General features: G+C 66.3%; 12 protein-coding genes. 10 read left to right on the top strand and 2 right to left on the bottom strand.

Translation table 11 applies throughout. The features are described 5' to 3' along the window. The first annotated feature begins 39 nt into the window (after window positions 1-39). On the top strand, window positions 40-738 hold the full coding sequence (locus tag ABDW57_RS15785) for a winged helix-turn-helix domain-containing protein (protein WP_343731130.1): 699 nt from the start codon (window positions 40-42) through the stop codon (window positions 736-738). Window positions 739-740: 2 nt separating this feature from the next. Continuing rightward, window positions 741-1,538 (top strand): XrtB/PEP-CTERM-associated transcriptional regulator EpsA, encoded by a 798-nt coding sequence (gene epsA / locus ABDW57_RS15780; protein ID WP_343731129.1) that lies wholly within the window; start codon window positions 741-743, stop codon window positions 1,536-1,538. Window positions 1,539-1,565: 27 nt separating this feature from the next. Here the strand turns inward: epsA and ABDW57_RS15775 are convergent, their stop codons facing one another. Together ABDW57_RS15775 and ABDW57_RS15770 are read right to left on the bottom strand one after the other, a co-directional pair. Continuing rightward, window positions 1,566-4,730: a S8 family serine peptidase gene (locus ABDW57_RS15775; protein WP_343731128.1), complete on the bottom strand. Its 3,165-nt coding sequence runs from the start codon at window positions 4,728-4,730 to the stop codon at window positions 1,566-1,568. Window positions 4,731-4,752: 22 nt separating this feature from the next. Beyond that, entirely contained in the window at window positions 4,753-5,466 is a 714-nt protein-coding gene (locus ABDW57_RS15770; protein WP_343731127.1) for an NF038120 family PEP-CTERM protein, read from the bottom strand. Window positions 5,467-5,790: 324 nt separating this feature from the next. Here ABDW57_RS15770 and gspG point away from each other — a divergent pair, with 324 nt between their 5' ends. Genes gspG through ABDW57_RS15730 form a run of 8 tightly spaced genes read left to right on the top strand, consistent with a single transcriptional unit; the run spans window position 5,791 to window position 13,510 of the window. After that, window positions 5,791-6,222 (top strand): type II secretion system major pseudopilin GspG, encoded by a 432-nt coding sequence (gene gspG / locus ABDW57_RS15765; RefSeq protein WP_343731126.1) that lies wholly within the window; start codon window positions 5,791-5,793, stop codon window positions 6,220-6,222. A gap of 11 nt (window positions 6,223-6,233) precedes the next feature. Then, window positions 6,234-7,424 carry a type II secretion system F family protein gene (locus tag ABDW57_RS15760; protein ID WP_343731125.1) on the top strand — a complete coding sequence of 397 codons (1,191 nt, stop codon included), beginning with the start codon at window positions 6,234-6,236 and terminating at the stop codon, window positions 7,422-7,424. After that, on the top strand, window positions 7,421-9,091 hold the full coding sequence (locus tag ABDW57_RS15755) for a GspE/PulE family protein (RefSeq protein ID WP_343731124.1): 1,671 nt from the start codon (window positions 7,421-7,423) through the stop codon (window positions 9,089-9,091). Before ABDW57_RS15760 ends, ABDW57_RS15755 begins: the two co-directional genes overlap by 4 nt. Next, window positions 9,084-9,878, top strand: coding sequence for a hypothetical protein (locus ABDW57_RS15750; RefSeq protein WP_343731123.1), 795 nt, complete (start codon window positions 9,084-9,086; stop codon window positions 9,876-9,878). The genes ABDW57_RS15755 and ABDW57_RS15750 overlap by 8 nt, the downstream gene beginning before the upstream one ends. After that, complete coding sequence (locus ABDW57_RS15745) at window positions 9,875-10,423, top strand: hypothetical protein (RefSeq protein ID WP_343731122.1); 549 nt, start codon at window positions 9,875-9,877, stop codon at window positions 10,421-10,423. Before ABDW57_RS15750 ends, ABDW57_RS15745 begins: the two co-directional genes overlap by 4 nt. Further along, window positions 10,408-10,971, top strand: coding sequence for a hypothetical protein (locus tag ABDW57_RS15740; RefSeq protein ID WP_343731121.1), 564 nt, complete (start codon window positions 10,408-10,410; stop codon window positions 10,969-10,971). Before ABDW57_RS15745 ends, ABDW57_RS15740 begins: the two co-directional genes overlap by 16 nt. After that, window positions 10,968-11,513, top strand: a complete 546-nt coding sequence (locus tag ABDW57_RS15735; RefSeq protein ID WP_343731120.1) for a hypothetical protein — start codon at window positions 10,968-10,970, stop codon at window positions 11,511-11,513. Before ABDW57_RS15740 ends, ABDW57_RS15735 begins: the two co-directional genes overlap by 4 nt. Further along, window positions 11,513-13,510, top strand: a complete 1,998-nt coding sequence (locus ABDW57_RS15730) for a secretin N-terminal domain-containing protein (protein ID WP_343731119.1) — start codon at window positions 11,513-11,515, stop codon at window positions 13,508-13,510. The genes ABDW57_RS15735 and ABDW57_RS15730 overlap by 1 nt, the downstream gene beginning before the upstream one ends. Window position 13,511 lies beyond the last annotated feature (1 nt).

The raw sequence follows: 13,511 nt of genomic DNA, 5'->3' as shown, positions 1-13,511 counted from the left end.
ATTGCTTAATGCATAGTGTTTCCTTTACAGGGGAACACTATGCCAGCCGCCCATATCCTCGTCATCGAAAGCACACCCGCGATCCAGGAGTTGATTGCCCTTAACCTGGGCATGGCGGGCCACCAGATCAGTCGCGCGGCCGACGCCGAAACGGCCTTGCTGATGCTGGAGGACGGTCTGCCGGACCTGGTGCTGCTGGACTGGAACCTGCCCGGCCAATCCGGCCTGTCGCTGGTGCGCCGCCTGCGCGCGCAAGCCCGTACGCGCAACCTGCCGATCATGATGGTGACCGCCCGTTGCGGCGAGCCGGACAAGATCATGGCGCTTGAAAGCGGCGCCGACGATTACATGACCAAACCCTTCAGCCCGCGCGAGATGGTGGCGCGCGTGCACTGCCTGCTGCGCCGCTGGTCGCCGCGCACCACCGCCGACGCGCCGGTGCAACTGGCCGGCCTGCGGCTCGATCCCGGCACCCAGCGCGTGACGGCCGGCGCGCGCGAGCTGGCGCTGGGCCGGGTGGAATTCAAGCTGCTGAACTTCCTCATGAGCCACCCCGAGCGCGTGCACACGCGCGCCCAGCTGCTCGACCAGGTGTGGGGCAGCGCCGCATATCTGGACGAGCGCACGGTCGACACCCACGTCGGCCGCCTGCGCAACGCGCTGCAGCCGAGCGGCTATCGGCAGCGCATCGAAACCGTGCGCGGCAGCGGCTACCGCTTTGTCGCGGCGCAGGCGTAAGCATGGAGCAGCTGGTCATCCTCAGCAAGCTGGAGCAGGAATACCTGCTGCACGCCATCGAGGCCGCGCTGCCGCTGCAGGACGCGCGCCAGTTCTTTCTGTGGACCCAGGGCCAGTTGCAGGCGCTGCTGCCGCACCAGGTGATGGTGTGCCTGCAGTTTGGCGCGCAGGACGAGTTGCAGCACGTGGAGTGCCTGCACAGCACGGTGCTGGACGCCAGCTTGCGCGACCGCCTCAGTCATCGCGACGATGGCCTGGCGCTGCGCCTGGCGCGCCACTGCCGCTCGCTGCGCCTGCCAGCCATGCTGGATGCCGGCCCTGGCGCCGATCCGCTGAAAGCCGGTCAGGGGCTGGCGCCGTTCCAGGGCGAGCTGCGCGAGCTGGGGCTGGAAAACCTGCTGGTGCACGGCAGCGAACGCTTGCCGGGCGGTTCTACCTTCTACGCACTGTTTGGCCTGCCGCACCGGCCGCGGCCGCGTCACGCGTATTTCCTGGAATTGCTGCTGCCGTATCTGCACATGAGCCTGCAGCGCATCAACCGCCAGCAGGCGCAGGCGCGCGCCGGCTCGCTGGCGCGGCCGGTCAGCGCCCGCGAGGCGGAAATCCTGCATTGGGTGCGCGAAGGCAAGAGCAACGAGGAGATCGGTCTGATCCTCGGCATTTCAGGCTTGACGGTGAAAAATCATTTGCAGCGCCTGTACCGGCTGCTGGGGGTGTCCAACCGCGCGCAAGCGATTGCGCGCGGCATGGCCTTGCATCTGTTTGACGGGCCGCCGCTGGCGCTGGCGCGGGCCGCCTAGGCCCGCGCCAGTCCCGCTTCACATCTGCTACTTGGCGCTGATGCGCTTGGCGCTGCGGTCGGCTGCTTCCACCTGCGGGATCGGGCTGTTGGTCTGCACCAGCAGCGCGGTGGTGGTGCTGACGTTGCCGTTGGCATCCAGCAGTTGCACGCCGCCGAAGAAGCGCTGGCCGGTCGCCAGGCCGGACCAGCTGGCGCTCACGCTGGCCGTGCTGCCTGGGTAGATCTGGCTGGGCACGGCCGCGCGCAGATTGCCGCCGGTGTCGGTGCGGCTGGAGATGGCGGACGACAGCTTGAAGCTGGTGCTGCCGCCACCCGGCGTTTTATAGCCGATCACGCATACGTTGTAGCTGCCGGCGGCCGGCGACAATTCCAGCAGCGCTTCGTTGGAACCACCGTGACCGCTGTAGTCGACCAGCTGGCCGGCGCTGTTGATCAGCGCCAGATCGAGGTCGTCCTGGCTGCCATGGGTGGTGTCATCGTTGAACAACTCAAACGAGGCCACCACCGTGTTGGCCGGGAAGGTGACCGGAATGCGCGTGATGCCGGGATCGTTGCTGTTGCAGGCGGCGGCGATCTGGTCGCCGGTGTCGACATCGGCTTCGGCCTGGCCAACCGTCAGCGCGCCGCTCTTCACCACCGGCTTGAAACCGCCGGTCTTGGCGCTCATGCGGCCGGCATAACCGGTGCCGGCCGTGATCACGGTGCTGCCGGTCGGGCGCACGCTGGTCAGCAGCGGCGTCGAGCTGATCGGCTTGCCGCTGCGCGCGGTGACCGGGATGCGCACGATGTGGCTGCCATCGCGCCAGACCAGCGCGCCATACTGCCAGGTGTTGTCGGCCGCCGTGGTCCGGCTCAGCTTGACGTTGAAGCTGGCGCTCTGGCCCGGCGCCAGCGCCAGGCTGGCCGGTTCCACCGTGGCGCTGTAGCCCGGCACCGCGATTTGCGCGCTGTAAGTGGCGGCATTGGGGCCGACATTGGTGACGCTGCGCGTCACGGTCACATTGCCCAGCACGTTGGACAGGGTGATCGATGGCACGTTCAGGTTGTAGCTGGCCAGTGCGCCATTGCCGCAATACGCGTTGGCGCCGCCGCCGCACAGGTATTTGCGGTAGTCGGTGGCGGCAATGTCGTACACCAGCCCCGGCGTGATGGCGCCGCCCGGATTGGTGTCACGGCTGCCATAGTTGGGCAGGCCGCCGCGCGGGTTGATATGGCCGGCGCCTTGCGACCACGGCAGCACGCCCGCCGACAAGCCGGTCTCGGTGTCCGGGAAGGTTTGCGTGGCCGAGGTCATCAGGGCGGACTTGATGGCGGCCGGCGACCAGTCCGGATAGGCCTGGCGCAGCAGGGCTGCCACGCCGGTCACGTGCGGCGCGGCCATCGAGGTGCCGCTCAGCAGTCCCCACGCCAGCGGGACATTGGGCAGGGTGCCGGTGTTCAGGCTGGCCTGCTGGGCCGACGTCAGTTCCGGCGTGACGCCAGCCAGGATGTCGACGCCGGGCGCGGCCAGGTCGGGCTTGAGGACGTTGCCGTCGCCCTGGTTGGGGCCGCGCGAGGAGAAGCCGGCGATGATCGGGCCGACGCCCGGCGCTTCAAAGAAGTGCGACAGGCCGGCGATGCGGCCGCTGGCCGCCGCGTAGGTCTTGATGGCGGCGCCGTCGGCGGCCGTGACGTGCACGGTTGGCACCGAGTGCAGCTCGGCCACCAGGCCGTTGCCGTTATCCACCATCACCATGCCGACGCCGCCGGCCTCTTTTACCGCCAGGCTTTTGTCGACGCGGTCATTGGTGCCGCGCACGCAGGTGACGATCTTGCCGGCCACCAGTGCCGGATTGAGCACCGGTTTGCCGGCCCAGCCGGCGCTGAAGCACAGCCTGGCCGCCTCGGCATCGGCGCCAGTCACGGCCACGTCTTCAGAACGCACGATGGGCGTATCGTTGGGCAAGGCCTTGTTGCTGAGCGAGGCGCCCTGATAGGTGGCACCATTGCCCAGCGTGAGTTTGGCAACGCGGAAGTGGTCATGCGCGGCAGCCGCCACCGTGGTCAGCCAAGGACCGGCGTGATTGACCGCCTGGCCCGGGCCATCATTGCCGCCCGAGGCGGACACGAACACGCCGGCCGCGGCCGCGTTGAGGAAGGCCAGCTCGACTGAATCGGTCGGGGTGGCGCCGCCGCTGATCGAGTAGTTCAGCACGTGCACGCCGTCCAGCACGGCCTGCTCGATAGCGGCGATGCTGTCCTGTTCCCAGCAGCTGTTCTTGCCGCGGGTGGTGCCATCGACATAGGTCCAGCATACCTTGTAGGCGGCCAGGCGGGCGCGCGGCGCCATGCCGGATACCGAGCCCATGTCCATGCCGCCCAGGCTGGCGGCCACGCCATAGTTGCCGCCGGCGGTGGTGGAGGTGTGGGTGCCGTGGCCGCCTTGGCCGAGCGCGCCGCCGATCGAGTCGCGCGGCGAGATGAACTCGGTCCAGTGCTGGGTATTGCCGGAGCGCTCGAAGCCGTCGCGGAAGTAGCGCGCGCCGATCAGCTTGTTGTTGCAGTTGGCGGCGGTGAAGCCTTCGCCGCTCTGGCAAGTGCCGTTCCAGTTGAGCGGCGCGCTGTAGGCCAGCGTGCCGCTGTTGTCGAAGGTGGGGCGGCCGTCGCTGTCAACGCGGTCGGCATAGGACGGATTTTCCGGCCAGATGCCGCTGTCGATCACGCCGATCACGACGTTCTCGCCGGCCTGCTGCCTGCCGCCGGCTTTTTCCCACAGGCCGCCGGGGCCGTCCAGGCCCAGGAAGGTCGGGGTGTAGCTGGTGTCGAGGTGGCGCTCGGTGTTGGCGCGGATGGCGCTGACGGCGCTGTTGGTTTGCAGGGTGCGCACTTCGTCATCGGTCAGGCGCGCCGAGAAGCCGTTCAGCACCACCTTGTACTGGTATTCGATCTCGGCGGCCGGCACGGTGGCTTTGACCGCGTCCTGTTTCTGGCCGAGGTAGTCGCTGTACAGCTGCAGCGAGGTGCTGGACGGATCGATGCGGGTGCCGGCCACCGGCTGGGTGGCGGCCAGGCCGCTGATGCCGCCGGTGTAGGTGGCGGCCGGCTTGTCGGCCAGCAGCACCAGGTAGGAGCGGCGCTCGTCGGCGGCGTGGGCCAGCGACAGCACGCTGGACAGCAGCAGGATGGCTACGGGAACTGGGCGTAGTTTCATGGGGATCTCCTCGTTCTTGGGTTCAGGCGCGGCGGCGGATGGCGCCGATCAGCAGCAGGCCGCTGCCCAGCAGCAGCCAGGTCGACGGCTCGGGCACGGCCGAGGTCAGGACCAGGTTATCCAGCGCAAACTGGCCGCGGTCGCTGTTGAAGGCCGAGCAGGAACCGGCGCTGTTGCACGCCAGGCCGAACACATAGATCTCGACGAATTGATCGTTGGCAAACGCACTGCTGGTGGTGAAGTGGCTGAACTCATAGCCGTTGTCGCCCGGCGGCCCCAGGTAGAAGGTGGCCAGCGCGTAGCTGCCGTCGGCGCGGTTGGCCTGGATGCGCAGCGCGCCCATGGTGGGGAAGTAGCTGTCGGCCTGCGGGCCGAGGAAGCTGGCGTCCAGCGACTTGACGCTGAAGGCGTTGCCGGAGAAGGTGGAAAAATAAAACGCGCTGTCGTTCAGCGCCGCCAGGTAGGTGCCGCCGGTGCCCGGACACTGCACCTGGCCGCATTGCTCGCCGGCCCAGGCGCTTTCCACCACTTCACCCACGTAGTCGCCCGGCTGGGCGGACGAAGACACAGAAAACGGTTCGAAATAGACGTCGTGGCCGACGTCGAAGGCGTCGCCCTGGAACAGCGGCCCGGGCGGCATATTCTCGAAGTCCAGGGTAATGTCGTTAGCCGAGGCGGACGGCAGCGCCGCCAAGGTCATCAAGCCCAACAGAAGTGCATGCAAAGCGCGTTTCATGAGTCTTTCCTTCAGGGTAGGTAGGTAAAACAACACGGGGCGGTGCGGCGGGTACTACGGACGAGATTGTCAGTAAGTATATTGTTATTATTAATTTGATGGCTATTGTGCTAACACATTAAATTTGTTTATTCATACAGCGAACGGGGCATTTGTTCCGATGTAAGAATGAAAACCTGGTGCCAACAACATGCGCCAGCTTGTGCGAAAAAAGCCACAAGCTTGAAACCTGGGCCGTACGCGAAGAAAAGATTGTCGTAGATGCAAACCGCGTGGTAGCCTCTGGCTTTGTATCCGCAGGATGATCGCAGAGGAGTTGGCGGGATGAACGTAGTAAGAAATGGCGGGCGCAGGGCTGCCGGCTTTACCTTGCTGGAGCTGCTGGTGGTGATCGTCATCATTGGTTTGCTGGCGGCGTACGTGGGACCGAAATACTTCGCCCAGCTGGGCAAATCGGAAGTGACCATCGCCAAGGCGCAGATTGAGGCGTTTGAAAAGGCACTCGACACCTATCGTCTTGATGTCGGGCGCTATCCGACCACCGAGGAAGGTTTGGGCGCGCTGATCACAGCGCCAGCCACCGCCGGCGCCAAGTGGAACGGCCCGTACCTGAAGAAGGGCGTTCCGCCCGATCCATGGGGCCACGCTTACAAGTACAAGGGCCCGGAGGCGGGCGCGGAATTCATCATCACCTCGGAAGGCCGTGACGGCCAACCTGGCGGCACGGGCGAAGACGCCGACATCACCTCGCGCTAAACCATCCGCCCATGCAGTTCGACGTCCGTACCTTGTCTGCCGATATGGTCATCTCCCACCTGGTGGTCGATGGCCGCGATGAGGCGGACGCGCGGCGCCAGGTCGAGGCGCGCGGGCTGTTCGTCAGTTCGATCGCGCCGGTGCGTGCCGGGCTGCCGGGCCGCGGCGGCAAGCGCCGCGCGCTCTCGCTGGTGTTGTTCAGCCAGGAGTTGCTGGCGCTGCTGACCGCCGGCCTGGGCATCGTCGAGGGGCTGGAAGCGCTGCTGGAAAAGGAAGCCAACCCGGCCACCCGCGGCGTGCTGGAGCGCCTGCTGGGCGGCCTGCGCGAAGGCCAGCGCTTTTCCGCCGTGCTGGCCGAGCAGCCGGACTTGTTCCCGCCGCTGTACGTCGGCATCGTCAAGGCGGCCGAGGGCACCTCGGACCTGCCACGTTCGCTGGCGCGCTTCATCGATTACCAGCAGCGCATCGACCTGGTGCGCGCCAAGCTGGTGTCGGCGGCGATTTACCCCTGCATCCTGTTGCTGGTGGGCGGCGGCGTCAGCCTGTTCCTGATCGGTTATGTGGTGCCGCGCTTTGCCGAGGTGTATCAGGGCGCCGGCCGCAACCTGCCGTGGCTGTCGCAGCAGATGCTCAACTGGGGCCAGTTCGCCGGCGCCCACACCACGCTGCTGCTGGCCGGCATCGCCGCCGTGCTGGCCGCGCTGGTGCTGGGCGTGCGCCAGCTGATGGCCAATGGCGGCATCGCGCGTCTGTTGGGCAAGCTGCCGGGCATCGGCGAGCGGGTGCGCATCTATGAATTATCGCGCCTGTATCTCACGCTTGGCATGCTGAGCGAGGGCGGCATCACCATCGTGCACGCCATCGAGACGGTGCAGGGCATGGTGTCGCCGGCCATGCGCACCAATCTGCAAACCGCGCGCGCGGCGGTGGAGTCGGGGCTGCCGCTGTCGACTGCCTTTGAGGCTGCCCATCTGACCACGCCGATCTCGCTGCGCATGCTGCGCGTGGGCGAGCGCACCGGCGACATGGGGCCGATGCTGACGCAATCGGCGGCGTTCTACGACGGCGAAATCAGCCGCTGGATCGAACGCTTCACCCGCACTTTTGAACCGCTGCTGATGGCGGCCATCGGCCTGGTGGTCGGCGCCATCGTGGTGTTGTTGTACATGCCGATCTTCGATCTGGCGGGAGACATGTCATGATCGATACCACCTTGCTGGCGCGCGCCCGCCACTTGCGCCAGCAGTCCAAACGCACCCTGGTGGAAGAACTGGAGGGGCTGACCGGCGCCGAACCGCGCCTGCTGGTGCGTGACCTGGCGCAGCCGTTCGGCATGGCGGTGCTGGAGACGGTCGACATGCTGGCCTACGAGCCGGCCTGGGATCTGCTGCCGCTGTCGCAGGCGATGGCGCGCCACTGCGTGCTGCTGCGCGGCCCCGACGGCGTGATCGGCGTGATTGCCGATCCGTTTGATCTGGACCTGCAAACCTGGCTCGGCACGCAGGCGCGCGCCACGCCGGCCGCGCCCTTGATCACACGCCTGGCGCTGCAGGCCGATATTCAGGCCTATCTATCCAAGCAGGAGGAATCCGCGCGCGCCACCGACTCGCTGCTGCCTGGCGCCAGCGAAGGCCGGCGCGACGGCAAGACGGCTGCGGTGCTGTCGTTTGCTTCGGTTTCGGAAGGCGCCAGCCCGGCGGTCCGCCTGGTCAACTCCACCTTGTACGATGCGCTGAAAGCCGGCGCCTCCGACATCCACCTGGAAAGCACGGCCGGCGGCCTGGCGGTCAAGTACCGCGTTGACGGCGTGCTCGATCACGCCACCGCCGTCAACGGCGTGGACGTGGCCGAACAAATCATCTCGCGTCTGAAAGTGCTGGCGGAACTGGATATCGCGGAGCGCCGCGTGCCGCAGGACGGCAGTTTCCGCGTCGAGGCCAATGGCCGCGAGATCGATCTGCGCGTCTCCATCATGCCGAGCATTCACGGCGAGGACGCGGTGATCCGTATCCTCGACAAGCGCGCCATGATCGAAGCGTATGGCTCTCTGACGCTGGAAGCGCTGGGCTTTGACGCGCCGTCCCTGTCCACGCTGCGCACGCTGGCGCAGGAAGCCTACGGCATGCTGCTGGTGACCGGGCCGACCGGCTCCGGCAAAACCACCACGCTGTATGCCGCGCTGACCGAGATACATAATGGCCGCGAAAAAATCATCACCATTGAAGATCCGGTGGAATACCAGCTGCCCGGCATCCTGCAAATCCCGGTCAATGAAAAGAAGGGCCTGACCTTCGCCAAGGGCCTGCGCTCCATTCTGCGCCATGACCCGGACAAAATCATGGTCGGTGAAATCCGCGACCGCGAGACGGCGGAAATCGCCGTGCAGTCGGCGCTGACCGGCCACCTGGTGCTGACCACGGTGCACGCCAATAACGTGTTCGACGTGTTCGGCCGCTTCACCCACATGGGCATTGATCCGTACGCGTTTGTGTCGGCGCTGAACGGCATCTGGGCGCAGCGCCTGATCCGTACCAACTGCCCGCATTGCGCCACCGAATACACGCCGGACGATCATGAACTGGCCAGCGTCGGCATGACGCGCGCCGACGTCTACGATTACCGCTTCATGCAGGGCAAGGGCTGCGGCGATTGCCGCGGCACCGGCTACAAGGGCCGCCGCTCGATTGCCGAGATCCTGACCTTGAATGACGAAATCCGCGAACTGATCGTCGACAAGCGGCCGATCCGCCAGATCAAGCAGGCCGCCTATGACAACGGCACGCGCAGCCTGCGCCAGGCCGCGCTGGAAGTGGTCAAGCGCGGCGCCACCACCCTGACCGAAATTAAACGAGTGACCTTGCATGCGTAGAGCTATCGGACAATCACTGCGCATCGACGTCGCGCCGCACGCGGTCAGCGTGCAGCGCGCAGGCGGCTGGCGTTTGCCGGGCCGCGCGGCAGCCGCGCCGGAAACGCTGGCGTCGCAGCAGATCGCGCCATCGGCCGAGCATCCGTTTGACGCCATCGCCAACGCCTTGCGTGCGGTGCTGGGCGAATTGAATGTAGCCGGCTGGCCGGTCAGCTTTGTGCTGGCCGATGAACTGACGCGCATGTGGCGCGTGACGCCGCCGGCCGGCGCCGCGCGCATGGCGGACCTGGAAGCGGCGGCTGCGCTGCGCTTCCAGTCGCTGTACGGCGAGCCACCGTCGGCATGGCAGATAGCGGCCGACTGGGACGCGGTGCAGCCATTCTTTGCCGCCGCCGTGCCGCGCCCCCTGCTGGCGGAACTCAGTGTGGTGGCGCAGGACTGCAAGCTGTCGATCGTCGCCATCGAGCCGCGCTTTGTCAGCGCCTGGAACCGCAGCCGGCGCGGCCTGAAACCAGGCGCCTGGTTCGGTCATGTGCACGATGGCCTGCTTACCGTGGCTGCCACCGAAGCGGATGGCGGAAACCTGCGCGCCGTGCGCTCGCTGCCGATCCCGCAAGGCGGTGATCAGGCCTGGCTGACGCAAACCCTGCAGCGCGAAGCCCTGCTGCTGGACATGGAGGCGCCATCGCTGCTGCAGGTGAACGGCGATGCGCCCGCTGCGTGGACCCAGCCGTCGGGCAGCGCGGCGCACATCGCATGCCGTGTGCTGGAGGGCCGCGCCGCATGAAGGCCATGAAGATCGATTTCGCGCCGCGCAGCGTGCGCCGCACCTTGTTCCACATCCATCCGGCCGTGCTGGCGCTGGCCGGCGCCGGCGTGCTGCTGTGCGCCGGCGCGGCTTTCGGCGGCTGGCAACTGGTCGAGCAGCAGCGTGAGCGCCAGCACCAGCTGCAGCATTTGCAGGAGCGCGTGAAGGCGCTGTCGGCGCGCCCGCCGGCGGAGGTGGCGCGCGTCGCCATTCCCGAAGCGCAGGCGAATTTCGTCAACAGCGCCATCATGCAGTTGAACCTGCCCTGGCGCGAGCTGCAGGATGCCGTGCTGGCCGCCACGCCGCGCAGCGTGGCGCTGGTGGCGATGGAGCCCGATCCGCGCAAGCGCGTCCTCAAGATCACCGCCGAGACCAGGACCAGCGACGACATGGTCGACTACGTGGCCGCCTTGAAAGAACAGGAAAGCTTTAGCGGCGTGATTCTGACGCGCCATGAAGTCAACGATGCGGACCCGAACCGCCCGCTGCGTTTCCAGCTGGAGGCGACATGGCAGGCGCGATGAATAACATGAACGTGGCCGCGCTGCTGCTGCGCGCCCGCATCGCCGTGCTGCGTCGGGGCGTGCCGACCTGCGTGGCGCTGATCTTGTGCGCGGCTGGCGTGGTTGCGTGGGCATGGCTGCTGCCGCAACGCGCGGCGCAAGCGCGCGTGATGGCACAGCCTTTACCTGCGCCATCGACGCTGGTGACGCCTGCGCCACCGCCGTCGGCCAATCAGAATCTGGCTGCCTTCTACGACACGCTGGGTGAAAAACGCTACGCCGAACAGCAGGTGAAAGTGCTGTTCGACCTGGCCGCCAAAGCCGGCCTGACTCTGAACCAGGGCGAGTACAAAGCAGCTTACGACAAGGCCAGCCGCGTCAGCACCTACCAGATCATCTTGCCGGTGAAGGGCCCGTATCAGTCGATCTGGCAGTTCGCCATGCAAGGCTTGCGCGAGATGCCGTATGCCTCGCTGGATGAAGTGGGCTTCCGCCGCGACACCATTGCCGATCCCACGGTGGAAGCGCGCCTGCGCTTTACCCTGTACCTGAAGGACGCCGAACCATGAAGCCCTACCAGATCGTGATGGCAGTGGCACTGGTGGGCGCGGCCGGCCTGGTGCTGTTTGGCGATAACTCGCCCTCGGCCGACATCGCGGAGCCGGTGGCGCGTGCCAACGCGTCGAAACCTGCGCCATCCCAGGCGCCGCGCGACGCCGGCGCCAGCGACGGCAAAGCCGATACCGCCATCCTTGCGCTGGTCCCGCGCGCGCAACTGGTGGGCGAGGCCGGCGACGCCACGTTCGCCGCTGGCGAGGGTGTGTTCATGGGGCAGAACTGGAATCCACCGCCGCCGCCACCTCCGCCGCCGTCGAAAACGCCGCCGCCACCGCCGATGGCGCCGCCCATGCCGTTCACCTACATCGGCAAGGCGCTGGCCGACGGCGCGTGGGAGGTGTTCCTGGCACGTGGAGATAAAACGTACTCGGTGCGGGTTCAGACTGTCATTGACGGCACCTACCGCGTGGAGAAGATCGCGCCGCCGATGATGTCCCTGACTTATTTGCCTTTGAATCAGCAACAACAGATGAATATTGGAGCTCTTGAGTGATGGCTAGCCCTCTGAAGAAACTAGGCAGCTGTGCTGCGCTGGCGATCCTGCTGAGCGGCTGCGCCGCGCAAATGGCCTACCGCGACGGCAATGACCTGATCGCGAAGAATCAGGTCGAAGCCGGTCTCGCCAAATACCAGGAGGCGGTGCAGGCCGACCCGTACAACGCACAATATCGCAGCGCCTACCTGAGTGCGCGCGAGCGCGCCACCCAACGCATCCTGGAAACGGCTGAACGCGACCAGGCCGAAGGCCGCAGCGCTCAGGCGGAGCAGGGCTACCGCCGTGTGCTGAGCCTCGACGCGCAGAACGAGCGCGCAGTAGCCGGCTTGCGCGCGCTGGAGCGCGATGGCCGCCAGGCCAGGCTGATGGACGCCGCCACCCAGCATTTCAACAAGGGCGAATACGAACTGGCCAGGCAAAAGCTCAACGCCATCCTGACCGAATCGCCAGGCAACGACAAGGCGCGCGCCATGCTGCGCGAAGCGGCCGAGAAGAGCGCCCCGCCGGCGGTGGAGTCAGGCCTGTCGAAGGCTTACAAGCAGCCGATCACCATCGAGTTCCGTGACGCTCCGCTGAAGCAGGTGTTTGAGGTGATCTCGCGCCGCTCAGGCCTGAACTTCGTGTTCGACAAGGACGTGAAGACCGACCAGAAAACCACGGTGCTGCTGAAGAACAGCACTGTGGAATCGGCCATCTACTTCCTGCTGCTGACAAATCAGCTGGAGCAGCAGGTGATGGACGCCAACACCATCCTGATCTATCCGAACGTGGCGGCCAAGCTGAAGGAATACCAGGAGATGACGGTCAAGACCTTCTTCCTGGCGAATGCCGAAGCCAAGCTGGTGGCCAACACGCTGAAGACCATCCTCAAGTCGCGCGACGTGGTGGTGGATGAAAAGCTCAATCTCATCATCGTGCGCGACACGCCGGAAGCAATCCGCCTGGCCGAGCGCCTGATCACGCTGCAGGATGCGCCGGAAGCGGAAGTCATGCTGGAAGTGGAGATCCTGGAAGTGAAGCGTTCGCGCCTGATGGACCTGGGCGTGGTGTGGCCGACTTCCGTCACGTTCGCACCGCTGTCCACCTCGGGCGGCACCGGCATCACCATCCGCGATCTGAATAATCTGAACCAGCGCACCATCGGCGTCACCGGCGTGCAGCTGGGCGTCAACGCCAACAAGAACGACTCCGACTCCAATCTGCTGGCCAATCCGCGCATCCGTGTGCGCAACAAGGAGAAGGCCAAGATCGTCATTGGCGACAAGCTGCCGGTAATTACGTCCACCGTCTCTTCCGGCGTGGGCGGCTTTGCCAGCGATTCGGTCACCTACGTCGACGTCGGCCTGACCCTGAACGCCGAGCCGACCATTTACCTGAACAACGAGGTGGCGATCCGTATGCAGCTGGAAGTCAGCAATCTGGTCAGCACCATCACCACCAAGAACGGCACCACCGCATACCAGCTGGGCACGCGCCAGGCGTCCACCATGCTGCAGCTGAAGGATGGCGAGAACCAGGTGCTGGCGGGGCTGATCAACAACGAGGAACGCAATTCGTCCAACAAGGTGCCGGGCTTCAGCGAGCTGCCGATCGTCAGCCGCCTGTTCGGCAGCCAGCGTGACGACAACCAGAAGACCGAGATCGTGCTGTCGATTACGCCGCACCTGATCCGCAATGTGCAGCGTCCGGAAGCGTCGGCGTCGGAGTTCTCGGCCGGCACCGAGGCCAGTTTCCGCCGCCGTCCGGACCTGACGCCGCGCGCCAATGTGCCGCTGCCGGGCCAGGCGCGGCCGGCGCCCGCACCGGCACCGGCCGCGCCTGGCGCACCGGCCACGCCGCAGCCCGCGCCAGGTCCGGTGCAGGCGACATCGATCTCGCAATCGCAACCGGCGCCACTGCCGGCCACGCAAGGCGCGCAGCCGCAAGCGGTGCAGCCGCCAGCGGCCGAGCCATCGCCGGCGCCGGCCACCGAATCCGCACCGGTGCAGCAGTAAT

Origin of the sequence: Duganella sp., from assembly GCF_039595735.1 — a bacterium.
Lineage (GTDB): Bacteria > Pseudomonadota > Gammaproteobacteria > Burkholderiales > Burkholderiaceae_D > Rugamonas.
This window is presented reverse-complemented; position numbering and strand designations above follow the sequence as displayed.

Bases quoted from the DNA above. Each gene is read 5' to 3' on its own strand.
- ABDW57_RS15785 (WP_343731130.1), top strand. From the start codon at position 40: ATGCCAGCCGCCCATATCCTCGTCATCGAAAGCACACCCGCGATCCAG.
- ABDW57_RS15775 (WP_343731128.1), bottom strand. From the start codon at position 4,730: ATGAAACTACGCCCAGTTCCCGTAGCCATCCTGCTGCTGTCCAGCGTG.
- epsA (WP_343731129.1), top strand. From the start codon at position 741: ATGGAGCAGCTGGTCATCCTCAGCAAGCTGGAGCAGGAATACCTGCTG.
- ABDW57_RS15750 (WP_343731123.1), top strand. From the start codon at position 9,084: ATGCGTAGAGCTATCGGACAATCACTGCGCATCGACGTCGCGCCGCAC.
- ABDW57_RS15770 (WP_343731127.1), bottom strand. From the start codon at position 5,466: ATGAAACGCGCTTTGCATGCACTTCTGTTGGGCTTGATGACCTTGGCG.
- ABDW57_RS15755 (WP_343731124.1), top strand. From the start codon at position 7,421: ATGATCGATACCACCTTGCTGGCGCGCGCCCGCCACTTGCGCCAGCAG.
- ABDW57_RS15745 (WP_343731122.1), top strand. From the start codon at position 9,875: ATGAAGGCCATGAAGATCGATTTCGCGCCGCGCAGCGTGCGCCGCACC.
- gspG (WP_343731126.1), top strand. From the start codon at position 5,791: ATGAACGTAGTAAGAAATGGCGGGCGCAGGGCTGCCGGCTTTACCTTG.
- ABDW57_RS15730 (WP_343731119.1), top strand. From the start codon at position 11,513: ATGGCTAGCCCTCTGAAGAAACTAGGCAGCTGTGCTGCGCTGGCGATC.
- ABDW57_RS15760 (WP_343731125.1), top strand. From the start codon at position 6,234: ATGCAGTTCGACGTCCGTACCTTGTCTGCCGATATGGTCATCTCCCAC.
- ABDW57_RS15735 (WP_343731120.1), top strand. From the start codon at position 10,968: ATGAAGCCCTACCAGATCGTGATGGCAGTGGCACTGGTGGGCGCGGCC.
- ABDW57_RS15740 (WP_343731121.1), top strand. From the start codon at position 10,408: ATGGCAGGCGCGATGAATAACATGAACGTGGCCGCGCTGCTGCTGCGC.